Origin of the sequence: Caulobacter sp. SL161, from assembly GCF_026672375.1 — a bacterium.
Taxonomy (GTDB): domain Bacteria; phylum Pseudomonadota; class Alphaproteobacteria; order Caulobacterales; family Caulobacteraceae; genus Caulobacter.
The window spans coordinates 2,312,399-2,336,966 of record NZ_JAPPRA010000001.1; the positions used below are offsets into that span (position 1 = coordinate 2,312,399).

Consider the following 24,568-nt stretch of genomic DNA (forward strand, 5'->3'; position numbering starts at 1 on the left):
GCAAGGCTGTTGCGTGGGTCCCCGGTTACCTCGCTTGAGGTGAGCACGATTTGCCCGCGGCCCTTGGTTATCTTGACTGAGGGAGGAACGGCCTTTCATGCATCTCACGTCAGAAGATCGCGGCGTTCTGGATCGGATCGCGCAGGATGGTGGCCGGATCGTCGACCGGGCGGTCGATTGGTGCGCCATAAACTCGGGAAGTCGAAACCTTGAGGGGCTAGAGCGCCAGAGGCAGATTCTGCTGGACGCCGTCGCCAGCCTGCCGGCCGCGCCGCTCGAGATTCCGCTGACCCCATCGCGCGAGATCGACGCCAATGGCAGGGAGGTCGCGTTCCCGCATCCGCCGTCGGTCGCGGTGATTGTCCGGCCGGATGCGCCCGTTCAGGTGATCCTCACGGGTCACTACGACACCGTCTATCCCGAGAATAGCCCGTTCCAGGCCGTGCGCACTCGCTCGGATGGCGCGCTGCACGGTCCGGGCATCGCCGACATGAAGGGCGGCATCTCGGTGATGCTGGCGGCTCTGGCGGCGTTCGAGACGCATCCGCAGGCCGGCAATGTCGGCTACCGGGTCCTGCTGTCGCCGGACGAGGAGATCGGCTCAATCGCATCAGGTCCGATCCTGTCTGAGTTCGCGCGTCAGGGACATGTCGGTCTGACCTATGAACCCGCGCTGGCGGACGGCGCCCTGGCGGCCGCGCGCAAGGGGTCGGGCAATTTCCACATCGTCGTCCACGGGCGCGCGGCCCATGCCGGACGCGATTTCGCGGCGGGAAGAAACGCGATCGTCGGCGCGGCGCGTATCGCCGAGAAACTCCATGCTTTGAATGGTTTGCGCGACAGTCTTACGGTGAATGTCGCGCGGATCGATGGCGGCGCGCCGCTGAACATGGTTCCCGACGTCGCCGTCGTCCGTTTCAACGTTCGGTTTCCGGAGGCCTCTGCCGCCGCATGGTTCGAGGCCGAGGTCGCGCGGATTGTGAGCGAGGTCGACCCCGACCTCCACGCCCACCTGCACGGCCTGATCACGCGCGGCGCCAAGCCCTTCAACGCCGCGCAGCAGCAGCTGTTCGGCGCGGTGAAGGCTGTCGGAGCGCTGCTGGGCCAGGACATCACCTGGAAGCCGTCGGGGGGGGTCTGCGAAGGCAACAACCTGTTCGCCTCCGGGCTTCCCAATGTCGATACGCTGGGCGTGCGTGGCGGCGAGATCCATAGCGAGGCCGAGCATGCGTGGCCCGAAAGCTTCGTCGAGCGCGCTCAGCTCTCGGCAAGCATCCTGATGAAGCTGGCCAGCGGGGAGATCGACGCCAGAGCGATCCGCGCGGCCATGGAGAATGCGTGAATGCTAGTCGTCCGTCCCGCCGGTTCCGCCGATTTTGAGGCCCTGATGGAGCTGGCCGTTCTGTCCGGGCGCGGCTTCACCAGTCTTCCCGAAGACGAACCCACGCTGCGCTCGCGCCTCGCCCTGTCTGAAGCCAGCTTCCAGGCGGGCGTTGCGCCGCCCGAGGCCTGGTACACCCTGATGCTGGAGGATCTGGAAACCGGCACGGTCGAGGGCGTCGCGGGCGTCAAGGCGGGTGTGGGCCTCAAGCGCCCGTTCTTCTCCTTCCGGGTCGTGACCCTGGCTCAGTCATCGCCGACCCTGGAAATGCGCTTCGACCACAAGGCGCTGGTGCTGGTGAACGAGTGCGCGGGTTGGTCCGAAGTCGGCTCGCTGTTCCTGCGCCCCGAGAAGCGCAAGGGCGGAGCCGGGCGGCTGCTGGCGCAATCGCGCTACATGCTGATCGGTATCGAGCCGCAGCGCTTCGCCGAGATGGTGCTGGCCGAGCTGCGGGGCTGGTTCAACGAGGACGGTGGTTGCCCGTTCTGGGAGCACGTGGCCAGCAAGTTCTTCCGGCTGGAGTTCGACCAGGCCGACCTGATGAGCGCCTCGACCGATGGGCAGTTCATTCTCGACCTGGCGCCCCGTCACCCGATCTACACCGAGCTTCTGCCCGAAGAGGCCCGCGATGTGATCGGCCGTGTCCACCGCGACGGTGAGGCCGCGCGGGCGATGCTGGAGCGCGAGGGCTTCCGCTATCAGGGCCTTGTCGATCTGTTCGACGCCGGCCCGACCGTGGCCTGTCCGCGCGACGATATCCGCACGGTGCGCGATGCTCGTCGACTGCGGGTCAAGCCGGGCGAAGACGCCTACGGCGAAGAGGTTCTGATCTCCACAAGCGAAGTGGCGCGGTTCCGCGCGGTGCGGGCGCCGGTGTTGATCGATGGTGACGCGGCCATTCTCGGTCGGGATGCGATGGAGGCCTTGGGTGTCTGCGAAGGCGAAGTTGTGCGGGTGAAAGCATGAGCGGCGGACTGTTCATCGACGGCAAATGGCTTGCGGGCCATGGCGCGGGTCTGGTGTCTGTCGACCCGGCCACGGGCGAGGCGGTCTGGAGCGGGGCGACCGCCAGCGAGGCCGACGTCGCCGAAGCGGTCGCTGCAGCACGCAAGGCGTTTCCGGCCTGGGCCGACCGCCCGCGTGAGGAGCGGATCGCGATCCTGCGGCGCTACAAGGACATCCTGGTCGAGCGCGCTGCGCCCTACGCTGAGGCCCTGAGCCGCGAGACCGGTAAGGCCCTCTGGGAGACCAGGGCTGAGCTCGCCTCGATGGCGGGCAAGGTCGATCTGTCGATCCGGGCCTATGACGAGCGCACCGGTGTCACCGAGAACGCCATGCCGTTCGGACGCGCCGTCCTGCGCCATCGCGCGCATGGCGTCATGGCCGTGCTAGGACCGTTCAACTTCCCGGGACACCTGCCCAACGGCCACATCGTCCCGGCGCTGTTGGCCGGCGATACGGTGGTGTTCAAGCCGTCGGAAGAGACGCCGCTGGCGGGCCAGCTGATGGTCGAGGCCCTCGAGGCCGCCGGCGTGCCGGCCGGCGTGGTCAATCTCGTCCAGGGCGGGCGCGAGACCGGACAGGCGCTGATCGCCCAGGAGATCGACGGCCTGTTGTTCACGGGCTCGGCGGCGGCTGGGACCTATTTCCGTCGCTACTTCGCCGATCGCCCGGACGTGATCCTGGCCTTGGAACTGGGCGGCAACAACCCGCTGGTGGTCTGGAACGCCGACGATGCGCCAGAGGCTGTGGCGGCTCTGGTCGTGCAGTCGGCCTTCATCACCACCGGCCAGCGGTGCTCGTGCGCGCGTCGGCTGATCGTGCCGGATGACGCCTCGGGCAAGGCGGTGATTGAGGCGACGGCGGCTCTGGTCGAGCGCCTGACGATCGGCGCCTGGAACAGCCCCAGCGAGCCGTTCATGGGCCCGCTGATCTCGGCTCGCGCCGCCCGCGCCGCGCGGGATGTCGCCGCGGCGACAAGCGGCGATACGATCCTGCCCCTTGATGGCGTGGCGGGGCTGGGTGAGGCGTTCCTGAAACCGGGCATGATCGACGTGACGGGCGTTGAGACGCCCGACGAGGAGCTGTTCGCGCCACTGCTGCAAGTTCGCCGGGTCGCCAGTTTCGACGAGGCGATGACGGCCGCGAACGCCACGCGCTATGGCCTTTCGGCCGGGCTTATCTCCAATGATTCAATGCTCTGGGACAAGTTCCTCAATAAAATTCGCGCCGGCGTGGTCAACTGGAACCGGCCGACCACCGGGGCGGCCGGCTCGATGCCGTTCGGCGGTCTGGGCGCTTCGGGCAACCATCGGCCCAGCGCCTATTACGCGGCCGACTACTGCGCCTATCCTGTCGCTAGTTTCGAGGCTTCGGAAGTGGCCGACACCTTCAAGGATATCAAAGGCCTGAAGGCATGACCTTAGCCTTTGAAGCCAACTGTGACGGCCTTGTGGGGCCGACCCACTCGTATGTCGGTCTCTCGCCCGGCAACCTAGCCAGCACGCGCAGCGCCGGCGAGGTGTCCAATCCACGCGGCGCGGCGCTGGAAGGGCTCGCCAAGATGCGCCGGCTGGCCGATCTGGGGCTGCCCCAGTTCGTACTGCCGCCGCACGAGAGACCAGCCATAAGCCTCTTGAGGCAGCTGGGTTTTTCCGGCCCGGATGAGAACGTTCTGACGTCGGCTTGGCGCGATGCGCCGGCCTTGGCCGCCGCCGCCTGTTCAGCCTCACCGATGTGGGCCGCGAACGCCGCGACGGTCACGCCCAGCGCCGACGCCGCCGATGGTCGCGTACATTTCACGCCCGCCAACCTCGTGACCAACCTGCATCGCAGCCTGGAGGGCCGTCAGACGGCGCGGTCGCTTCGACGGCTGTTCGCCGACGAGACCCGGTTCGCCGTCCACGATCCCTTGCCCGCCCAGCCGCATTTCGCCGACGAGGGCGCGGCCAACCATGTGCGTCTCTGCGCCGAGCATGGCGCGCCGGGGGTGAACCTGTTCGTCTGGGGACGTGAGGCCTGGAGCCACTGGGACGGCCGGTTCCCCGCCCGCCAGACCAAGGAAGCGTTCGAGGCGATCCAACGTCGCCACGGTGCGGCGCGCGCGGTGTTTCCGCAGCAGGGCAAGACGGCGATCGAGGGCGGGGCCTTCCACAATGACGTCGTCTGCGTTGGGACGCGTGAGTGTCTGTTCTTCCACGAACGAGCCTTCGAGGACCGCGCCACGATGGAGCGCGAGGTCCGGGCGGCGGCGAGCGGCCTGTTCGAGCCGGCCTTCGTCGGAGTGACGGAGGCTGACCTGCCGATGGCTGATCTGGTGGCCAGCTATCTGTTCAATTCGCAGCTGCTGGTCGTGCCCGGCGAGGACCGGCTGGTGTTGCTGGCGCCCGTCGAGACGCGGGACAACCCGCGCGCCTACGCCGTGGCCGAGAGCCTCGCGACCTCGAACGGCCCCATCGGCCGGGTCGAGTACGTCGACGTCCGCCAGAGCATGCGCAATGGCGGCGGGCCCGCCTGCCTGCGCCTTCGCGTCGTGCTGACGCAGGCTGAGCTGGCGACGACAAACCCAGCCCAACGGTTCACAGCCGACCTTCAGGAGACCCTGGCCGACTGGATCACTCGTCGGTATCGCGACCGCCTGTCGCCGGCGGATCTGGCCGATCCGAGGCTCTTGACCGAGAGCCGCGAGGCGCTTGACGAGCTGACCCGGATTCTGGGATTGGGCGATGACTTCTACCCCTTCCAGAGAACGGCATGAGCATCACGGTTCGTCGCGCCAGAGTCGCCGATCGCGACGCGATCGTTGCTGTGCATCGCTCCGCAGCTGTGACGCCCGGCGCCTTGGCCCGCACGCCTGAGGAGGTGACGACGGCCTTTGCCGAGGCCGCGATCGCCGCTGACATCTGTCTTGTCGCGGTCGACGCGGACGGAACCGTCTGCGGCGAGATCCATGCCAAGCGCGAGACGATTGCGTTGTTCGCCCATGTGCTCGGCGGTCTCACCGTGGCGGTCCATCCTGACCATCAGGGACGCGGCGTCGGCTCGAAGCTGTTCGAGGCGCTGATCAACTGGGCGCGGTCGGCGGAGCCGGAGATCGTGCGGATCGAGCTGGCGGCCGGCGCGGGCAATCCCGGCGCGGTTCGCCTCTACGAGCGGCTGGGCTTTCGCCATGAGGGGCGCCAGGTCGCGCGCGGTCGGTTGCCCGATGGCCGCTTCGAGGACGACATCCTGATGGGCCTATTGCTTCGTCCGGTCGGTTAGGCGGGATCGCGCAGCGCCGCCAAGGCCTCGGGGAAGCGCCGCGACAAGGGCGCTTCCAGTGCGCCGAGCTCGATCGTGTAGTCGCCCGAGCCTTCGGGCCTCAGCCCTGTGACCAACGCTCTGTTCACGAGCCAGGACCTGTGCGTGCGGACAAAGCCCTGGGGCGCGAGCGCGTCCTGCATCGCCGTCAACGAAGATCGCATCAACGGGCGTCGCTCGTCGGCGAGGATGAACTCGACGTAGTTGCCCGCCGAGCGGACGGCGATGATCTTGTCCACCGCAACGCGGGTCAGCCGCGCGCCGTCCTGAATGTCGAAGGTCGCAGGGCGCGCTGGTCCCATAGCGTCGGGCGCCTGGCCGCCGCGTTGCAGCGCCAGCCAGAAAATTCCCGAGGCGATCAGATAGGCCAGGAAATCCTTGCGGAACTCATAGGGAAACTCGGTCGAAAGCGGACCGTAGTTGTAGGCCTCGTTCAGAAAGGCGGCGTGCGCCCATTCGCGAAGGACCAGGAACCCCGCGACGTGGAGCGCTGAGTAGGCGACAAGCGCTGCGAGGTGCGCGGGCGCGGCGATCCACCAACGGGGGCGCGAGCGGCTGGTCCAGAACGCCATCGCCGCCGGTATGGTGAAGATCACCGTGGTGATCAGCGCGCTGCTGACTTCCCAGATGATGGGGCGGATAGGACCAAGGTCCGGCGAGTCATGGTGGATCGTCAGGATGTTGACGATGCAGATGCAGCCGATCAGGCACACGCCCAGGAGCCAGGCGCGCAGCAACCACTGACGCTCCTCGCCGGTGATCCCGAAGAAGGCGCCGTTGGTCCCCATACCCATGCCGGACGTCCCGGCCACTATCCGCTGATCCCCTTGGGCTTGGCCTGAAGCGGGGACGCGCGGCAGGTCCTTGGCATCGCTTCTCAAGTCGGACGCCCCCATGACCAGTGTGACAAGCCTCGACCGGCGCCATGACCTCGATTGGATTCGGGTCGGCGCGTTCTTCCTGCTGATCCTCTACCACACCGGAATGTTCTATGTGCCGTGGGACTGGCACGTGAAGACGCCGCATCCGGTCGAGGCCCTCGAGCCGCTCATGCAACTGACCAACCCTTGGCGCCTCACCCTGCTGTTCCTGGTCTCGGGCGCGGCGACACGCTTCATGGCTGACAGGAGCACAGTCGGGCGGCTGACGACGTCGCGGATCGCACGGCTGCTTCCGCCGCTGCTGTTCGCGATGTTCGTGATCGTGCCGCCGCAAAGCTACTACGAGATCGTCGAGCACGTCGCCGCTAACCCCGGCGGGCCGGTCGCGGTCGACAGCTATGGCGTGTTCTGGCGGAAATACGCGACCGCATCAGGCAACTGGTGCGATCAGGGAGAGTGCCTGATCACCCCGACCTGGAACCACATGTGGTTCGTCGCCTACCTGCTGGTCTATTCTCTAGTCTTGGCCCTGATGCTGCTGGTCCTGCCCAAGCTGGGCGACCGGCTGCAGGGCGGCCTGGAGCGCATGCTCAAGGGCGCGGGACTGCTGATTTGGCCCGTCGTCTTCCTGGCTGTGACGCGGATCTTCCTTCTGCCGCGCTTCGAGATCACGCACGACCTGATCGAGGACTGGTACAATCACGCCGTCTCCTTCGCAGCGTTCCTGCTCGGCTTTGGGCTGGCCAAGTCCGAGGTGCTGAAGGCGAGGCTGATTAAGGTTCGGTGGACCGCGCTGGCGCTCGCCTTCGTCTGTTGGGCCGGCTGGGCGAGCTACGCCTGGATCTACCGCGCCGATGACGCCAATCCGCCGGAGGCGCTGCGGATCGTCATGCGATGCGTCTATTCGACCGACCAGTGGTGCGCCATCGTCGCGATCCTGGGCTTTGGGGCCAAGCATCTGTCGGACAAGGGCGGGCCCGTGCTGCGTTATCTGACGCTGGGCGTCTTCCCGTTCTACATCGTGCACCAGACCCTGATCGTCGTGATGGCGCACAACCTCGCCAAGCTGGGCCTGCCCCAAGCCCTGGAGGGCGCGATCCTGGTGGCGGCGACCTTCGCCGGGTGCTTTGCGACCTACGAGATCGTCCGGCGCATCCCGGGCGTCAGGGCCTTATTCGGACTGAAGGGTCAGCCCGCCGCGGCGCCGGCCAACCGACCGCCGGCCGTGGCGTAGGCCTGGGTGCCGCGCGTCAGCACGGCGTCGCCGGGAACGATCTCGGCGACGCCGATATCGGTGGCGCTGGCCAGCCGCTCGTAGATCGCGCCGAAGTCGCGAAGGGTCACCTCTTGCAGGGTCTGGATCGAGTCGATCACGAAATAGACCTGCTGGAAGTCGTCGATCCGATAGAGCGTACGCATCACCCGCTCCAGGTCGAAACCGATCCGGTTGGGGGAGGGGTCATCGAGGCCGAAGATCGACTCGGTGCGCGAAGACACGATGCCCGCGCCATAGATCCGAAGGCCTGAGGGGGTGTTCATGAGGCCGAACTCCACCGTGTACCAGTAGAGCCGTGCGAGATTGGCCAGGCGACCCAGGCCCAGGGCGCGGCGGCCGCCTTCGCCATAAGCTTGCATATAGTCTGCGAAGACCGGGTCGGTCAGCATCGGTACATGGCCGAATACATCGTGGAAGATGTCGGGTTCCTGCAGGTAGTCCAGCTCATGCGGCTTGCGGATGAACTGGCCGGCGGGAAAGCGTCGATTGGCGAGGTGATCGAAGAAGACGTCGTCGGGCACCAGGCCCGGCACGGCCACCACCGTCCACCCAGTCAGGCGCTTCAGCTCCTCGTTGATGCGGGCGAAGTCCGGAATGCCCGAGCGGTGCAGGTCCAGCGCGTCCAGTCCCCGCAGGAACTCATCGCACGCACGGCCGTGCAGCATGTCGGTCTGCCGTTCGTACAGGGTGATCCAGACGTCATGCTCGGCCTGGGTGTAGGTTTCCCAGCCCTGATCGATCGTCCAGTCGGGACGCGCGCCGGGGGGCGGTCCGTTGCTCAGGCCATCTCCGCTCATAGGCCGACGCTACGCCCCGGATTTGGCAATTGCTGTTCGGATTTTGCTGCAAAAGCGCAAGTCGGCGGAGAAACGTTGTTCCTAACGCGAAAAGCCTGCAACGCGATGCCGAGCCGGGCTGCGGCGGGCCCGTCGAGGCCCCGACAGCGCTTGGCCGCCTTGTGTCAGTGCGAGATTCGCGGACGCAGCTTGTAGAGCCCGTGATCGAACGACTCGAAGATCACCGCCGTCTGCGGATGCCCGATGGGCTCGCCGCTGTCGTCGGGCAGCAGGTTCTGTTCCGAGACATAGGCCACGTAGCTGTTGTCCTCGTTCTCGGCCAACAGATGATAGAACGGCTGGTCCTTGGTCGGCCGGATATCCTCCGGGATGGACTGCCACCATTCCTCGGTGTTGGCGAAAACCGGATCGACGTCGAACACCACCCCTCTGAAGGGGAAGATCCGGTGCCTGACGACCTGTCCGATCGCGAATTTGGCGAGACGAGAATTCATGGCGCTCAGAATAACAGCCGCACCTGACTGATTCCTGAACGTAAATGTCGGGACACGGATATCAAGGCGGCGCCTTCCGACGGGCGAGTCACATGCTATGGTCGACTCGAAATGAGGCGTCGCAGCTGTTCGCGACGCCTGCGAGACAGGTGGTTAGGACCATGTCGGAGGCGCCGCGCGCGCCCGGCGCGCCGAGTGGGCGGCGCCGGCGGTCGCCGGAGGAGACGTCGTGCTATGCGGCGCTCGATCTGGGGACCAACAACTGCCGCCTTTTGGTGGCCACGCCGAGCCCGCGCGGATTCCGCGTGGTCGAGGCGTATTCCCGCATCGTGCGTCTGGGCGAGGGGCTGTCGCAGAGCGGCCAGCTGTCGGACGCCGCCATGGAGCGCTCGCTGGCGGCGCTGAAGGTCTGCGCCGAGAAGATCCGTCGCCGTAAGGCGATCCGCGTCAAGGCGGTGGCGACCCAGGCCTGTCGCGGCGCGACCAACGGCCCTGACTTCGTGCGACGGGTTCACGAGGAAACTGGGCTTAAGCTGCAGATCATCAGCCCGCGCGAGGAGGCCCAGCTATCCGTCGCCGGGTGTATGAGCCTGTTTGATCGCCAGCAGGACGCGGCGTTGGTCGTCGATGTCGGCGGCGGCTCGACGGAGCTGTCCTGGGTGGACCTGAAGGGCGGTGGCCTCGACGCCAAGCCCCGTCAGTTCGCGGCCTGGAAGCTGCCGATCAAGGCCTGGCTGTCGATCCCCGTCGGTGTGGTGACCCTGGCCGAGCGCTTTCCGGAGGGCGAGCAGGCCAACCCCGTCTGGTTCCGCGCCATGGTCGATGACGTGAAGGCCCGGATCGAGACCTTCCCGCACGCTGAGCCGATGCGGAAGGTCTTCGCGGAGGGCAGGGCGCATCTGGTCGGGACGTCCGGCGCCATCACCAGCCTCGCGGGCCTGCACCTGGGCTTGGCGCGCTATGACCGTAACGTGGTCGACGGACTCTGGATGAACCGGACGGACTGTGACGCGGCGGCGGATCGCTTGCTGGCCCTGACCTCGTCGGAGCGCGCGGCGGAGCCCTGCATCGGGGCCGACCGCGCGGACCTCGTATTGGCCGGCGCGGCGATCCTTCAGGCCGTGCAGGAGCTCTGGCCATGTTCGCGCGTGCGTGTGGCCGATCGAGGGCTTAGAGAGGGGCTGTTGTTGTCCCTGATGTCCGATCAGCAGCGGCGCCCTCGTCGGCGTCGTCGCGGCGGCGCCTCCAAGAAGTCTGAAGCCGCATGAGTGACGAAGAGCCGCCCCGCAAGCGCATGGTCAAGCCGCCGGCCGGCGGCAATGAAGGCGGACGCGGCAAGCCCGCGCGCCTGAAGACCGCCTACGGCCGCACCCCCAGCCAGCAGGCCTGGCTGGAGCGCCAGATCAATGACCCGTTCTCGGCCAAGGCCCGGGCGCTGGGCTATCGCAGCCGAGCGGCGTTCAAGATCAGCGAGATCGACGACAAGTTTCACTTCTTCCGCAAGGGCGCGAAGGTCATCGACCTGGGTTGCGCGCCGGGCGGCTGGCTGCAGATCGCCGTCGAACGCGGCGTGACGACCCTGGCGGGGATCGACCTCCTGCCGGTCGACCCCGTGGCGCCCGCTCACCTGCTGGAGATGGACTTCACCGCCGACGGCGCGCCCGCGAAGCTTCTGGAGTTGCTGGGCGGCGAACCTGATCTCGTCATGTCCGACATGGCGCCCAACACCGTGGGCCACCGCGAGACCGACCACCTGCGGATCGTCGGCCTGATCGAGATCGCCGCCGAGTTCGCCATCGATGTCTTGAAGCCCGGCGGCGCGTTCGTCGCCAAGGCGTTCCAGGGCGGCGAGACGGCCGAGATCATCGGCAAGCTCAAGCGCCATTTCGACAAGGTCCAGCACTTCAAGCCCAAGGCCAGCCGGCAGGACAGCTCGGAGGTCTTCCTGGTCGCGACGGGATTTAAAGGGCGGTGAGGCAAGGGGAGCGCGTGATCGGCGGGCTGATCGCGCGGCCCTTCCGCAACCTGGCCTTCGCCGTGGCGTTCGTTCTCGCCGTCGCGGGCACGGCGGTTCTGGCCTATATGCGCGCCGGCTGGTCGTTCGGCGACGCGCTCTACATGGTCACCCTGACCATCTTCACGGTGGGCTATGGCGAAGTTCGCCCCGTCGACACCGACGACTTGCGCGCCGTCACGATGGCCACGATGGTGTTCGGGTGCACCGGCGTCATCATCGTCACCGGCGCGCTGGTGCAGGCGCTGACCCAGTCTCAGTTGGAACACTTCTTCGGAAAACGCGTGGAACGGGACATCGAGAAACTCGACGGGCACATCGTGATCTGCGGTTTCGGCCGTATCGGGCTGATGCTCGCCAGCGAGCTTGCCGCCGCCGGAGAGCGCTTCGTCGTGGTCGAGCGTGATGAGGCGCGATGCGACGAGGCGCGGGAGCTTGGCTACCTCTGCCGGCACGCCGACGCCACCGACGAGGACGTGCTGCGGGCCATGCATGTCGAGCGGGCCAAGGTGCTGGCCACCGTGCTGCCGGATGACGCGGCCAACGTCTTCATCACCCTGTCGGCGCGCAGCCTCAATCCGACGATCGAGATCATCGCGCGGGGCGAGCGACCCACGACCGAGCGAAAGCTGGTTCAGGCCGGCGCCGACAAGGTGGTGATGCCGGCCCATATCGGCGCCGAGCGCATCGCCGAGATGATCCTTTATCCGCGCCTCGCCGGCTTCCTGAAGGAAGCCCGCGCGCCGGCCGCCCAGCAGAGCGAGGCCTTGGCGCAGTTGGGATTGGACCTTGGATTGGTCACCGCGCCGGCCTCCTTCGCCGCGCGACGGGTCACGGTCGGCGACTTTGAACGGCGAGGCGGCGTATTGGTCGTGCGCATCGAACGCGCCAACGGGACCTTGATCGAAAAGCCCAAGGCGGATGAGCTCATCAGCGCCGGAGACGGTCTGGCGGTCCTTTCCAAGTTGGGGCGGCTGGGCCTGGACGCCATCACCGACTGACGCCGGGGAAGATTCATCTCCAAATCGGCGACGTGGCGGGTCGACAACGGTCGGCCTCGCGGCTATATCCGCGCCGCAAAATGGAGACTCCGATGGAGATTCGCGAAGGGCTCACCTTCGACGACGTTTTGCTCGAACCCGCAGCGTCCGACGTCATGCCCACCCAGGTGACGACCGAGACCCGGTTCACGCGTGAAATCAGTCTGAACATTCCGCTCGTGTCCGCCGCCATGGACACGGTGACGGAAAGCCGCCTGGCCATCGCCATGGCCCAGGCCGGCGGCATGGGCGTCCTGCACCGTAACCTCACCAATGAGGAGCAGGCCGACCAGGTGCGCGAGGTCAAGCGCTACGAAAGCGGCATGGTCATCAATCCGCTGACCATCCACCCCGACACGACCCTGGCCGAGATCCGCGAGATCAAGGCCCGCCGCAAGATCTCGGGCTTCCCGGTGGTCGAGCGCGGTTCGGGCAAGCTGGTCGGCATTCTCACGAACCGCGACATGCGCTTCGAAGGCGACGCCAACGTCCCGGCCTCGCAGCTGATGACCCGCGAGAACCTGATCACCGTCTCGGAAGGCGTGGATCACCGCGAAGCGCGCGAACTGCTGCGCAAGCACAAGATCGAGCGCCTGATCGTCGTCGACGACGCCTACCGCGCCGTCGGCCTGATCACCGTCAAGGACATCGAGAAGGCCCAGGCCCATCCGCTGGCCGCCAAGGACGACAAGGGCCGCCTGCTGGTCGGCGCGGCCTCGACCGTCGGCGACGCGGGCTTCGAACGCTCGATGGCGCTGGTGGACGCCGGCGTCGACGTCGTCGTCATCGACACGGCGCACGGCCACTCCAGCCAGGTCGCCGCCGCCGTGACCCGCCTGAAGCGTGAAGCCAATCGCGTCCAGATCGTCGCCGGCAACATCGCCACCTACGACGCCGCGCGCGCCCTGATCGACGCCGGCGCCGATGCGGTGAAGGTTGGTATCGGTCCTGGCTCGATCTGCACCACCCGCATCGTCGCGGGCGTGGGCGTGCCGCAGCTGACCGCGATCATGGAGGCCGTCCGCGCCGCCAAGGACAGCAACACGCCGGTCATCGCCGACGGCGGCATCAAGTACTCGGGCGACCTGGCCAAGGCCATCGCCGCCGGCGCCTCGACCGCCATGATGGGTTCCATGTTCGCCGGCACCGAAGAGGCGCCGGGCGAGGTGTTCCTGTACCAAGGGCGCTCGTACAAGAGCTATCGCGGCATGGGCTCGGTGGGCGCTATGGCGCGTGGCTCGGCCGATCGCTACTTCCAGAAGGAAGTCACCGACAACTTCAAGCTCGTGCCGGAAGGCATCGAGGGCCAGACGCCCTTCAAGGGGCCGATCTCGCCGGTGCTGCACCAGCTGGTCGGCGGCCTGCGGGCGGCCATGGGCTATCTCGGCGCGCCGACCATCCCCGAGCTGCAGAAGCGCGCCAGGTTCGTGCGCATCACGGGCGCGGGCCTGCGGGAAAGCCACGTCCACGACGTGATGATCACACGCGAGGCGCCTAACTATCCGAGCGCGGTCTAACCGATGCGGATGGCCTTCGAGCTGCAGATGATCGCCGTGGCGGTCGCCATCGGGATCCTTAACCTGCTCTGGGCGTCGGCCGCCGCCCAGCCGCAGCGCGGCTTGAAGTGGAATGTCGGTCCCCGCGACGAGACGATCGAGCTGACCGGCATGGCCGGTCGGCTCACGCGGGCCTTCGCCAATTTCCGCGAGACCTTCCCGTTCTTCGTGGCCTTGGTGATCATCGACTACCTCGGCGGTCGCCTGGGTGATCTGACGGTCTATGGCGCGGCGCTGTATGTCGCCGCCCGCGCGGCCTATCTGCCCCTCTATGCATTCGGCGTGCCCTATGTCCGCAGCCTGGTCTGGCTGGCGTCGATGGTCGGGATTCTGATGCTGCTCGCGGCCCTGGTGGTCTGATGCGAGACGGAGGACGGGTTTCAGCGGCGATCGAGGTTCTCACCGAGATCGAGGCGCGGCATTTTCCAGTGAAGATGGCGCTGAAGCGCTGGGGCGAGACCGCGCGCTACGCCGGGTCCAAGGACCGGGCGTTCGTCTCGGGGCTGGTCCTGGACGGCCTGCGCCGCAAGCGCTCGCTCGGCTGGATGATGGCCGACAGTACGGCGCGCGGCGTCATGCTAGGCGTGCTGGCCTTTGTCTGGAAGTGGCCGCTCGAGCGCATCGCCGAGGCCGCTGCGGAGGAGCACGGCTTCGGCGCCCTGACGGATGTCGAGCGCGAGCGTCTGACCGCTCCGATTTCCACCGAGGGCGCGCCGGCGCCCGTGGCGGGTGACTATCCGGACTGGCTGGAGCCGCATCTGGCGCGCGCCCTGGGTCCTGACCAGGCCGCCGAGATGCGGGCGCTTTCGGAGCGCGCGCCGGTCGATCTGCGGGTCAATACGCTGAAGACCGATGTCGAGCGCTGCGCCAAGGCTCTGGCCCTGATCGACGCCGCGCCGGCCGGCGTCTTGCCGACCGCCTTCCGCATTCCCGCGCCCGCCGCCGCCGATCGCACGCCGTCGGTGGAGGCCGTGCCCGCCTTCTCGAAGGGCTGGTTCGAGGTGCAGGACCTGGGCTCCCAGATCGCCGCCGCCGTGGCAGGCGATGTGAAGGGCAAGCAGGTTCTCGACTTTTGCGCCGGCGGGGGCGGCAAGACCCTGGCCCTGGCGGCCGCCATGGGCAACAGCGGCCAGATCTTCGCCCACGACAGCGACGCCCGACGCTTGGCCGACACCATCCGTCGCGGCCAACGGGCGGGGGTTCGCAACCTGCAGATCCGCTCGCCGATCGAGGCCACGCCTCTGAAGGGCCTGGAAGGCAAGATCGACGTCGTCTTCGTCGACGCCCCCTGCACCGGCGCGGGCACCTGGCGTCGCCACCCCGACGCCAAGTGGCGTTTGTCGCCCGACCAGCTGGCCAAGCGCCAGATCGAGCAGGACAGCGTGCTGGAGGACGCCGCGACCTTCGTGAAGGCCGGCGGTCGCATGATCTATGTGACCTGTTCGCTGCTGACCGAGGAGAACGAGGACCGCGTCGCGGCCTTCCTCGAGCGCCACCCCGAATTCACCGTCAAGCCGATCACCCTGGCCGGGGTCACCCATGTGACTCCGGAAGGCTATCTGCGCCTGACGCCCCATCGCGCGGGCACGGACGGCTTCTTCGCCGCCGTGCTGCAACGCGCTTCCTATACGCCCTGACCGATAGATCAGCCCTCTTGGGCCCGACCGCTGGAGACCTCGCCCATGACTCAGAAAACCGACCACCAGCGCGTCCTGATCGTCGACTTCGGCAGCCAGGTCACTCAGCTGATCGCCCGCCGCGTGCGTGAGGCCGGCGTCTATTGCGAGATCCATCCGTTCGACAAGGCCGAGGCCATCGTCGACGAGTACGCCCCCTCGGCGATCATCCTGTCGGGTGGTCCGGCCAGCGTGCTGGAGGCCGACAGCCCTCGCATCGGTCGCAAGCTGTTCGATCTGGGCCTGCCGCTGCTGGCCATCTGCTACGGCCAGCAACTGCTGTGCGACGTGCTGGGCGGCAAGGTCGAGGGCGGTCACGCGGGCGAGTTCGGCCGCGCCGAACTGACCATCGGCAAGGATAGCCCGATGTTCCAAGACCTGGCCGGCGTCGGCGGCGTCGAGACGGTCTGGATGAGCCACGGCGATCGCGTCACGGCGATCCCGGAAGGCTTCGAGGTGATCGGCACGTCGACCGGCGCGCCGTTCGCGGCGATCGCCAATGACGCCAAGAAGATCTACGCTCTGCAGTTCCACCCCGAGGTCTATCACACGGTCAACGGACCGGCGATGTACCGCAACTTCCTGTTCAACATCGCGGGCTTGAAGGGCGACTGGACCATGGCGGCGTTCCGCCAGGAAATGGTTCAGAAGATCCGTGACCAGGTTGGCGACGGCAAGGTGATCTGCGGCCTGTCGGGCGGCGTCGACAGCTCTGTGGCCGCTGTGCTGATCCACGAGGCGATCGGCGACCAGCTGACCTGCGTGTTCGTCGACACCGGCCTCTTGCGCAAGAACGAGGCCGACCAGGTCGTGACCCTGTTCCGCGACCACTACAACATCCCGCTGGTCCACGTGGACGCCGGCGACCTGTTCCTGGGCGAGCTGGCCGGCGTCAGCGATCCGGAGACCAAGCGCAAGACCATCGGCCGCCTGTTCATCGACGTGTTCGACAAGGAAGCCGCCAAGATCGACGGCGCAGAATTCCTTGCCCAGGGCACGCTCTATCCGGATGTCGTAGAGAGCGTCTCGGCGCGCGGCGGCCCCTCGGCGGTGATCAAGAGCCACCACAATGTCGGCGGCCTGCCCGACTACATGAAGCTGAAGCTGGTCGAGCCGCTGCGCGAGCTGTTCAAGGACGAGGTCCGCGCCCTGGGCGTCGAGCTGGGTCTGGCCCCGGCCTTCGTAGGTCGCCATCCGTTCCCCGGCCCGGGTCTGGCCATCCGCATCCCGGGCGAGATCACGCCCGAGAAGGTCAAGGTCCTGCAGGACGCCGACGCCATCTATCTGGAAGAGATCCGTAACGCCGGTCTGTACGACCAGATCTGGCAGGCCTTCGCCGTGCTGCTGCCCGTGAAGACGGTGGGCGTGATGGGCGATGCGCGCACCTACGAGAACGTCCTGGCCCTGCGTGCGGTCACCTCGACCGACGGCATGACCGCCGACTTCTTTGAGTTCCCATGGGCTGTGCTCGGCAAGACCGCCACGCGGATCATTAACGAGGTCCGGGGCGTGAACCGCGTCGTCTATGACGTCACCAGCAAGCCGCCCGGCACGATCGAGTGGGAGTGACGAGGGCGCGCGACTAGCGCGCTTGTGCGCCGAAGAAGCTCTGGGCCTCTTCCAGGAAGGCCGCCGCCAGTCGGTTCATCGGCGCCAGCGCCGACGTCATGAACGCGTACTCGTGGAGGATCTGGGGGCGGAAAACGCGGATCGCGACGCCTGGGCGTGCGAAGTTGTCGGCCAACAGAGCGTTGACGACCGCGACGCCCAAGCCGCCCGCCGCCAGCGCGCAGGCTGAGCCGACGGTGTGGGTCTCGACCCGGACGTCCGGCCGTACCCCGCGTTCACGGAAGGCGTCGTCGATCTGGCGCCGGGTCCAGGTGCCAGCGCCCAGCAGCACCAAGGGTTCGCCGCGCAACAATTCGGGCGTCAGCACCGCGTGCGACGCCAGCGGGTGGTTGTCAGGCAGCACACACACCGTCTCGCTGGTCGACAGCGTGACCGTGGAGATGTCGCTGCGATCGAGCGGCAACTTCACAAACCCGCAGTCGACGGTGCGGTTGGCGACCATGGCGCGGGCGGTCTCGGTGCTGCGCGACTCGATGGCGATCCGCACCTTGGGAAACCGGGCCATGAAGCGCGGCAGGATGGTCGACAGCACGCTTTCGGACAGGCTGGGCGGCGCCACGATTTTTAGCAGGCCGGTATTGAATGCGGCGATGTCGCGCGCCAGAGCGTCGACCCGCTCCAAGCCGCCGAACGCCAGATCGATCTCGTCATAGATGATCAGCGCCTCAGGCGTCGGGCTAAGGCGCCCGCGCTCGCGATAGAAGAGTTCGAAACCGACCTCCTGTTCCAGCTGGGCGATCAGCCGGCTCACCGCAGGCTGGGTCAGCCTCATGCGGCCGGCGGCGGCCGTGGCCGAACCGCTCAGCATGGTCTCCCGAAAGGCCTCCAGGCTCCGCAGGTTCAGCTTCATCCAGGCCCTCGGATCAGCGCGTAACGATCGGCAGCAGCAGGCGCGAGGGCCGCTGGGCGTCCATATAGACCCGATTTTTCGCGCGACGGGGAGTGAAGCCGTAACCTTCGGGCTCGTTTGTGTTCGGGTTGACGTCGAAGTGGGGGAAGTTGCTCGACGAGATGTCCAGTCGGATGCGGTGGCCTTTCAGGAAACGATTGGCCGTGGGGAACGCTTCGATCTCGACGAAACAGACCTCCCCCGGGGTCATCCAGGCCTCCCAATCGAAGCGCTCCCGATAGCGGGCGCGGAGGATCCCATGCGTGAGGTTCATCGCGAACCCGTCGGGATAGTCCTCGGAGGGCGGATGGACGTCGATCAGCTTGACGGTGAAGTCCGTGTCGACCCCATCCGAGCTGACGAAGAGGCGCGCCCGGATCGGGCCAATAACCTCAACATCGGTCTCCAGCGGCGGTGTTTCGAACACAAGGACGTCCTCGCGATCCCGAAGCGCGCGATAGGGCGGCAGGCAGCCGAAGATGTGGGGCCCTTCACGCTGGTCGAAGGCTCCGGGCTCCATCACCGGGGCGCCGGAGGCTATGGCGCCGCCGATGGTGGGGACGGGGTTCAGCGGATCGTGCACGTATTCGAGGAAGGCTTCGTCGACGACCTCTCGTGCGGTCGAGAGGCCGCCGGCGGCGGACAGGAAAAAGTCGGTGACGCGGGCGTCGCGAGGCGGCCATGCCGTTTCGTCGCGCCAGTGGCCGCCATGATCCAGCCGGCCCTCCGGCGTCTTGCGGCCAGAGCCGCCGCCCATGACGAACAGCTTGACCGGGGGCAGGGGGTCTTTGGCGTGTTGGTCAGGCTTGAGCCAGGCGTCGAACCAGGCGAGGCGGAGGGCCACATAGTCTTTCGCCAAGGCCCCATCCAACGTCGCCTCGGGGCCGAAGTCGACGTCCCCCGCGTGGGTTACGGAACGCTGACCGTGTGTCCAGGGGCCCAGGATCAGCTTCACCGGCGAACGCTTGCGACCCGAAAGGCCCAGAAAGTTCTCGGTCGCCGTGACGGAATAGGGGTCATACCAGCTGCTCATGTGCACCATCGGCACGTCGGCATAGGTGTCATAAGCCCCGCGCGCATAGACGCCGGTCTGGGTCCAGTAGGGGCCAAAGAGGCCGGTGCGCCATTGGTCCAGCAGGTACTTTTCGTACTCCGGCGCCGCGCTCAGCGGGGAGTGGCCTTCCGTCCAAGGCATACGCTTGAACCAGGCCTTGAGGTCCTGCGCCTCCAGGGCGGCGAGACGGGCAGGATCGCGCTGGGTTTCGGGGCTGAGCAGTGCGTGCTTGTAGGCCCACGTCGCCTGCTTCAGTTCGAAGGCTCCGCCCTGGCGGATCCCGGAGTGATAGGCGCTGGAGAAGCCGCCGGAATCGAGGAACATCGCCGCCAGCGCGGGCGGGGCCAGGCAGGCAGCCGCGCTCTGGACGTGCGCGCCATAGGACAGCCCGTAGGTGGCCACCCGGCCGTCGCACCAGGGCTGGGCGGCGAGCCACGCGATGGTGTCATAGCCATCCGCGCCTTCGCCCAGGTACTTCTCGAACACGCCTTCCGAAGCGTAGCGCCCGCGGGAGTCCTGAATGGCGACGACATAGCCGCCCCGGACGAACTCGACCGCCAGTTCGGGCTTCGACTTGGGAATTGGGTCCTTGCGGGTTCGATCGCCGTGATTGGTCCCGCGCTTGTCATAGGGTGTGCGCTCCAGGAGCACGGGCAGCGGCGTCGACAACGGCTGGCCGTCGACAGCCGGCCGATAGATGTCGATGGCCAGGCGTACGCCGTCACGCATGGTCACCATGACGTCGCGCGTGACATGCACGTCGTCGGGCGGCTGGAAGGCGCTGTGGCCTTCATGGCGATCGATGGAAAGGGCGGGGTTCAAGACCGGTCCTCCGGATCGGACGGCGGCCCGCAAGCCGCCGTCCTGTCCAGACTAGAACTTCGCCGAGACGCGGACGTATCCGTACCGACCGCGGGCGTCGTAGGTGTAGATGTCGTAGTTGATCGGGGCGTTGGCGTAGGACGCGGGCGGTGCCTTGTCGAAGATGTTGCTGATCCCGACGCTGATGGCGGTGTCATAGCGTTCGAACTGATAGCCGCCTTCCAGGTCGTTGTAGAAGATCGCCTTGGTCTTGGCGTCCTTCACCGTGTTCACGACATCGGTGGTCGAGCCGATATAGCGGCCGCGCCACAGCGCGTTCCACGACCCGCCGGTCCAGCTGAACGAGGCCTGGCCCTTCCAGTGCGGATAGGTCGAGCGAGGCTGATCGCCCTTGCCCGCGCGTTCGTCGACGATGGGCGCGCCACCGGCCGGGTTGGGGCTCGTGGTCCTGAAGCTCTCCAGGTGCGAGGCGTCGACGACCGCGGCGAACTTGCCCGCGTCGTTGCTGAAGTCGTAGCGCAGCGTGGTGTCCACGCCCGAGGTCTTGATCTCGGCGAGGTTCAGCACCCCTTGCAGCAGGTTGGTGATCGCGCCGGTCGAGGCGTCACGGCTGACCAGGTCGCAGAACACCCCGGCGCGCTGGGCGCAGAGGTTGAGAATCTGCGTTGCCGATTGGCTGGAGATCGCGTCGCGCACGGTGATTTCGTACCAGTCGACCGTCAGGCTCAGGCCTGGCGCAAAACGCGGCTTGATGGCGACGCCCGCGCTGTAGGTGTCGGCGGTCTCGGCCTTGAGCTTGGTGTTGCCCGAGATGGTGCCCGGGATCAGGCCATTGAGGTTGAAGTTGACCTGATTGTAGCCCGTCGGCACGCCCGCGCAGCCCGGCAGGCTGGGGTTGGCGCTCGCGCCGCCGTTGCAGGGGTCGGTCCCCTGGAAGCTCGTCTGGCGTCCGCCCTGGAACAGCTCCAGGATCGACGGGGCGCGGAAACCTTGCGCATAGGTGCCGCGCACCAGGATGTCCTCGATCGGACGCCAGCCGACGCCGACCTTGACCGTGCTGTCGCCGCCGACCGTGTCGTAGTCCGAGTAGCGGGCCGCCAGGCTGATATCCAGCGTCTTGGCCAGGGCCACGTCCTTCAGCAGCGGGATCGCCGCCTCGGCGTAGATTTCGTTCAGGCTGTACTGACCGACGGTCGCGATCCGGGTCTGGGCCGTGGTCGTCGTATTGCTGGCGAACGCTGAGCCCGACGCCGGGGTCGGGATGTTGGTCGGCAGGGCGTTGACGAACGGATCGGGGCTGTCGGAGGCCTTGTTCTTGCGGTGCTCGACGCCGGCCGCGATCGCCAGCGGCCCCGCCGGCAGCTGGAACAGCTCGCCGGTGATGTTGGCCGTGAAGTCGTAGATCTCGGTCTGGTTCGACTCGCGCGCCGTGAAGCGGATGTAGTCGGCCTGGCTGGCGGTCATCGGTGAGAAGAGGTTGATCGGCACGCAGCCTGCGGTCGTTGCGCAGTTCGGACCCAGACCCAGCGCAAGTCGGTCGTAGTTCACGCCGTTCAGCGCCTGGGTGTCGATCTTGTTCTTTGAGTAGAGACCATAGACGTCCCAGCTCCATGCCCGGCCGAACAGGTTCAACTCGCCGTCGAAGCCGCCGGCGATGCGCCAGGTCTTGACGTCCTGAACGTTGTCGCGATTGCCGACCTCGGTCATCACCTTGCGGATGCGCCAGGCCGAGTTGGCGGCGAAGGCCAGGGCGTTGGCGGTGGGCACGCCGTTGGCCGTGCCGAACGGATTGAACGGCTGATTGTTCGCAATCGAGAAACCGCGGATCGTCCCGGCCGAGCCGCCGACATCCAGCAGCACCGGCGAGAACAGCTGATCAGACTTGCGCTGATTGAACAGGCCCTCGGCCTTGAAGCGGACGCTGTCGCTCAGGTCCGTGGTCCAGCGGGCATAGACGCCCCAGCGCTCGCTGGGACCGGTCGAGTAGATGCCTTGCGCCTGGGTGTTGTAGTAGTCCGCCGGCAGCGACGCCGTGCGATAGACGTTGTCGGCCAGAGCGCCCGAGCCGATCGTCGCGCCGGCGGTGAACGCCACCGGGCTGGCCGAGGTGGCAAAGCCCGTGGGCGTGCCGAAGTAGGCGTTGTTGGACAGGCCGGGCAGGATGTAGAGGCCGTTCGGGCTAGTGCCCGGGGCTGTAACAGGAACCAGGGTCACGCGAGTCAGATCGCGCGAGGTCGTCAGGATCGGCTTGTCCTTGACGTAGCTGGCCGAGACCAGGATGGCGCTCTTGTCGAAGCGCTTCCCGAAGTTGGCCATCGTCGAATAGGACTGGCCGTCGCCATGGGTGGTCGCGCCGTACTTGGCGGTCAGCTTCACGCCGTCGAAATCGCGGGCCGTCTTGATGTTGACCACGCCGGCGATGGCGTCCGAGCCATAGATGGCCGAGGCGCCGTCCTTGAGAACCTCAATGCCTTCGATCATGCCCAGCGGCATGGTGTTGAGATCCACGAAATCGCGGAAGCCGCGCTGACCCACGCCGTCGACCCAGCGATGGCCGTCGACCAGGACGAGCACCCGATTGCCGCTGCCTTCGGCGCCGCCGAGGTAGCGCAGATTGATCGAGCTGGCGCCGTACGAGGTGCCTTGCGTGCCGTTGGTGCTGAGGCTGACCCCGGCGGACGGCAGTTTTTGCAGCAGTTCGCCGACCGATCCGGCGCCGGAGTTCTTCAGATCCTGTTCGGTGATCGTGGTCACCACGCCGACGCCGTCCGCATCCCTGCGCTGGATGCGCGAGCCGACGACGATGATCTCCTCAACCGCGTCGGAGGCCTGGGCGGCGGGGGCGGTGGCCGTCTGCGCCAGGGCCGGCGTGGCCAAGGCTCCGGCCAGCAGGGCGGCATAGGCGGTTCCGGCGCGAAGCGCGCGCAGGTTCAGTACGGGCATACGATGAAGTCCCCTGGTCATGGTGTGCTCGGCGCGGCTCTGTCGGCCCGCTCCCCTTGGATGATGAAGCCTAGGGGCGGGGTGTTTTGGCGCGCAACGCTATTGGTCCGGCGCATCACCCTATGCCTGGACGGCATGGTCGCGGACCGTTGGTCGCCGAAAGGCGCATCGCCGCCGCCCAAGAGGCGGGCGGCGGCGAACATCGCGTGATGATGATGCTTGATGGCGCTAGGGAATGGTCTGGGCGGCGGCGGGCGTAACATAGCCGCTCGGCGCGCCTGGCCCGACCGGAAGTCCCAGCCCAACCCAGGTGAGGACCAGCACCATGCCGGCGATGGCGAAGCCGATGGTGTAGGGCAACATCAACGCCACCATGGATCCCACGCCAAAGCGCGGTCGCCACTTCTGGGCCAGGATCAGGACCAGCGGAAAGTTCGAGGCCAGGGGTGTGACGATGTTGAAGATCGAATCGCCCATCCGATAGGCGGCCGTCGTCATCTCGGGCGAGACGCCCAGCAGCATCAGCATGGGCACAACGATCGGCGCCATGGCGCTCCACTTGGCCGAGGCCGAGCCGATCAGCAGGTCCAGGAACGACGACATGATCAACAGCGAGAGCAGCAGGAGCGGCTTGGGCAGGCCGAGCTCCCGCAACGCCTCGGCGCCTTGTACCGCCATGACCGGGCCCATCTTGGACCAGGCGAACATCGCCACGAAATGGGCGGCGAAGAAGGCCAGCACCAGATAGGGGGCCATGGCCCGCATGCCCTCGGCCATCATCGTCACGATGTCGCGGTGGGACTTCACTGTTCCGGTCGCCGAGCCGTAGGCCCAGCCCGTGGTCAGGAACAGCAGCATGAAGGCGGCGATCAGCGACTGGTAGAAGGGCGTCATGCGCTTGGGGCCGACCGCCTCGTGATCGACGAGCGGCGCGCCGGGCCAGAGCGTCAGGGCCGCGAACAACCCGATCACCACCAAGGCGGCCACGCCCGCGCGGCGAAGGCCCTTCTTCTGCGCCTCGCCGATCTCGTCCAGGGCGAGGTCTGGCGCTGCGGCGGCGGTGTCCTCGCGGGTCCACGGGCCCAGCCGCGGTTCGACCACCCGATCGGTGACCCACCACGCGATCGGCGTGAACAGGGTTCCGATGGCCAGGGTGAACCACCAGTTTCCGAGCGGGTTCATCACGAAGTTCGGATCGATCAACTGGGCCGCCGGCGCTGTAATGCCCAGGATCAAGACGTCGAACTGGCCGGGCAGCATGTTGCCGGCGAAGGCGCCGGATATGCCGGCATAGGCGATGGCGATGCCCGCGAGAGGATGGCGTCCGGCCTCGGCGTAGATCAGCGCCGCCATCGGGATGAGAACCACATAGGCCGCGTCGGCCGCATGGTGCGACATGACCCCGATCACGAAGATCGCCGGACTCAGGATCGTCTTAGGCAGCTTGCGGATGGCGTCGCCCAGCAGCGCGCCGAACAGGCCGGATCGTTCGGCGACCGCCGCGCCCAGCATGACCACCAGAACCAGCCCGAGCGGCGGAAACTTGGTCATGGTCTCGGGCATGTCGACGAACAGCTTCGCCAGGTTCTCGCGGGAGAGCAGGCTTTCGGCCTGCAGGTGCTGGCCCGTGACAGGGTTCACCGCGCTCCAGCCCAGCGCGGAGGCGATGACGGAGCCGACCATCAACACGGCGATGCAACCGATGAAGATGAAGACGGGATCGGGCAGGGCGTCGCCGACGCGCTCGATGCGGTCCAGCAGTCGCCGCCAGCCGCGCTGGCCCGCGCGCTGCGGCTCGATGCTCTCGTTCATGCAAG

General features: G+C 67.1%; 20 protein-coding genes. 13 read left to right on the top strand and 7 right to left on the bottom strand.

Going from position 1 to position 24,568, the window contains the following annotated elements; translation table 11 throughout:
- Positions 1-97 precede the first annotated feature (97 nt).
- From OVA11_RS11265 to OVA11_RS11285, 5 genes are read left to right on the top strand one after another with little or no spacing between them, the layout of a single operon-like run.
- Positions 98-1,342: a hydrolase gene (locus tag OVA11_RS11265; RefSeq protein ID WP_268067467.1), complete on the top strand. Its 1,245-nt coding sequence runs from the start codon at positions 98-100 to the stop codon at positions 1,340-1,342.
- On the top strand, positions 1,343-2,347 hold the full coding sequence (locus OVA11_RS11270; protein ID WP_268067468.1) for an arginine N-succinyltransferase: 1,005 nt from the start codon (positions 1,343-1,345) through the stop codon (positions 2,345-2,347).
- Entirely contained in the window at positions 2,344-3,801 is a 1,458-nt protein-coding gene (gene astD, locus OVA11_RS11275) for a succinylglutamate-semialdehyde dehydrogenase (protein WP_268067469.1), read from the top strand. Before OVA11_RS11270 ends, astD begins: the two co-directional genes overlap by 4 nt.
- Positions 3,798-5,138 carry an N-succinylarginine dihydrolase gene (gene astB, locus OVA11_RS11280; protein ID WP_268067471.1) on the top strand — a complete coding sequence of 447 codons (1,341 nt, stop codon included), beginning with the start codon at positions 3,798-3,800 and terminating at the stop codon, positions 5,136-5,138. Before astD ends, astB begins: the two co-directional genes overlap by 4 nt.
- Entirely contained in the window at positions 5,135-5,641 is a 507-nt protein-coding gene (locus OVA11_RS11285) for a GNAT family N-acetyltransferase (protein WP_268067472.1), read from the top strand. The genes astB and OVA11_RS11285 overlap by 4 nt, the downstream gene beginning before the upstream one ends.
- On the opposite strand, the gene OVA11_RS11290 is transcribed toward OVA11_RS11285, so the two are convergent.
- Positions 5,638-6,576, bottom strand: a complete 939-nt coding sequence (locus tag OVA11_RS11290; RefSeq protein ID WP_268067473.1) for a LytTR family DNA-binding domain-containing protein — start codon at positions 6,574-6,576, stop codon at positions 5,638-5,640. The genes OVA11_RS11285 and OVA11_RS11290 overlap by 4 nt on opposite strands.
- On the opposite strand from OVA11_RS11290, the gene OVA11_RS11295 reads away from it, so the two are divergent.
- A complete protein-coding gene (locus OVA11_RS11295; protein WP_268067475.1) occupies positions 6,575-7,795 on the top strand; it encodes an acyltransferase family protein in 1,221 nt (406 codons plus the stop codon). The genes OVA11_RS11290 and OVA11_RS11295 overlap by 2 nt on opposite strands.
- Here the strand turns inward: OVA11_RS11295 and phhA are convergent.
- On the bottom strand, positions 7,750-8,634 hold the full coding sequence (gene phhA, locus OVA11_RS11300) for a phenylalanine 4-monooxygenase (RefSeq protein ID WP_268067476.1): 885 nt from the start codon (positions 8,632-8,634) through the stop codon (positions 7,750-7,752). The genes OVA11_RS11295 and phhA overlap by 46 nt on opposite strands.
- A 164-nt stretch (positions 8,635-8,798) precedes the next feature.
- The gene (gene hspQ / locus OVA11_RS11305) at positions 8,799-9,128 is read right to left on the bottom strand and encodes a heat shock protein HspQ (RefSeq protein WP_010919487.1); all 330 of its coding nucleotides are present in this window, start codon (positions 9,126-9,128) and stop codon (positions 8,799-8,801) included.
- Positions 9,129-9,289: 161 nt separating this feature from the next.
- Here hspQ and OVA11_RS11310 point away from each other — a divergent pair, with 161 nt between their 5' ends.
- The 7 genes from OVA11_RS11310 (at position 9,290) to guaA (ending at position 16,983) form a co-directional block, all read left to right on the top strand.
- Positions 9,290-10,396 (top strand): Ppx/GppA phosphatase family protein, encoded by a 1,107-nt coding sequence (locus OVA11_RS11310; RefSeq protein ID WP_268067477.1) that lies wholly within the window; start codon positions 9,290-9,292, stop codon positions 10,394-10,396.
- The gene (locus OVA11_RS11315) at positions 10,393-11,103 is read left to right on the top strand and encodes an RlmE family RNA methyltransferase (protein ID WP_268067478.1); all 711 of its coding nucleotides are present in this window, start codon (positions 10,393-10,395) and stop codon (positions 11,101-11,103) included. The genes OVA11_RS11310 and OVA11_RS11315 overlap by 4 nt, the downstream gene beginning before the upstream one ends.
- The gene (locus OVA11_RS11320; RefSeq protein ID WP_268067480.1) at positions 11,100-12,143 is read left to right on the top strand and encodes a potassium channel family protein; all 1,044 of its coding nucleotides are present in this window, start codon (positions 11,100-11,102) and stop codon (positions 12,141-12,143) included. Before OVA11_RS11315 ends, OVA11_RS11320 begins: the two co-directional genes overlap by 4 nt.
- 92 nt (positions 12,144-12,235) lie before the next feature.
- Complete coding sequence (guaB, locus tag OVA11_RS11325) at positions 12,236-13,699, top strand: IMP dehydrogenase (RefSeq protein ID WP_268067481.1); 1,464 nt, start codon at positions 12,236-12,238, stop codon at positions 13,697-13,699.
- A 3-nt stretch (positions 13,700-13,702) separates the two neighbouring features.
- A complete protein-coding gene (locus OVA11_RS11330; RefSeq protein ID WP_268067482.1) occupies positions 13,703-14,098 on the top strand; it encodes an MAPEG family protein in 396 nt (131 codons plus the stop codon).
- The gene (locus OVA11_RS11335; RefSeq protein WP_268067483.1) at positions 14,098-15,375 is read left to right on the top strand and encodes an RsmB/NOP family class I SAM-dependent RNA methyltransferase; all 1,278 of its coding nucleotides are present in this window, start codon (positions 14,098-14,100) and stop codon (positions 15,373-15,375) included. Before OVA11_RS11330 ends, OVA11_RS11335 begins: the two co-directional genes overlap by 1 nt.
- Before the next feature lie 45 nt (positions 15,376-15,420).
- The gene (guaA, locus tag OVA11_RS11340; RefSeq protein ID WP_268067484.1) at positions 15,421-16,983 is read left to right on the top strand and encodes a glutamine-hydrolyzing GMP synthase; all 1,563 of its coding nucleotides are present in this window, start codon (positions 15,421-15,423) and stop codon (positions 16,981-16,983) included.
- 13 nt (positions 16,984-16,996) lie between these two features.
- Here guaA and OVA11_RS11345 read toward each other — a convergent pair whose 3' ends face one another.
- The 4 genes from OVA11_RS11345 to OVA11_RS11360 all read right to left on the bottom strand — a co-directional run bounded on the left by OVA11_RS11345 (position 16,997) and on the right by OVA11_RS11360 (position 24,563).
- Complete coding sequence (locus tag OVA11_RS11345) at positions 16,997-17,893, bottom strand: LysR family transcriptional regulator (RefSeq protein ID WP_268067486.1); 897 nt, start codon at positions 17,891-17,893, stop codon at positions 16,997-16,999.
- Between the two features lie 13 nt (positions 17,894-17,906).
- The gene (locus OVA11_RS11350) at positions 17,907-19,841 is read right to left on the bottom strand and encodes a CocE/NonD family hydrolase (RefSeq protein WP_268067487.1); all 1,935 of its coding nucleotides are present in this window, start codon (positions 19,839-19,841) and stop codon (positions 17,907-17,909) included.
- A gap of 18 nt (positions 19,842-19,859) precedes the next feature.
- Entirely contained in the window at positions 19,860-22,772 is a 2,913-nt protein-coding gene (locus tag OVA11_RS11355) for a TonB-dependent receptor (RefSeq protein ID WP_268067489.1), read from the bottom strand.
- Between the two features lie 207 nt (positions 22,773-22,979).
- Positions 22,980-24,563, bottom strand: a complete 1,584-nt coding sequence (locus OVA11_RS11360) for an AbgT family transporter (protein WP_268067491.1) — start codon at positions 24,561-24,563, stop codon at positions 22,980-22,982.
- Positions 24,564-24,568 lie beyond the last annotated feature (5 nt).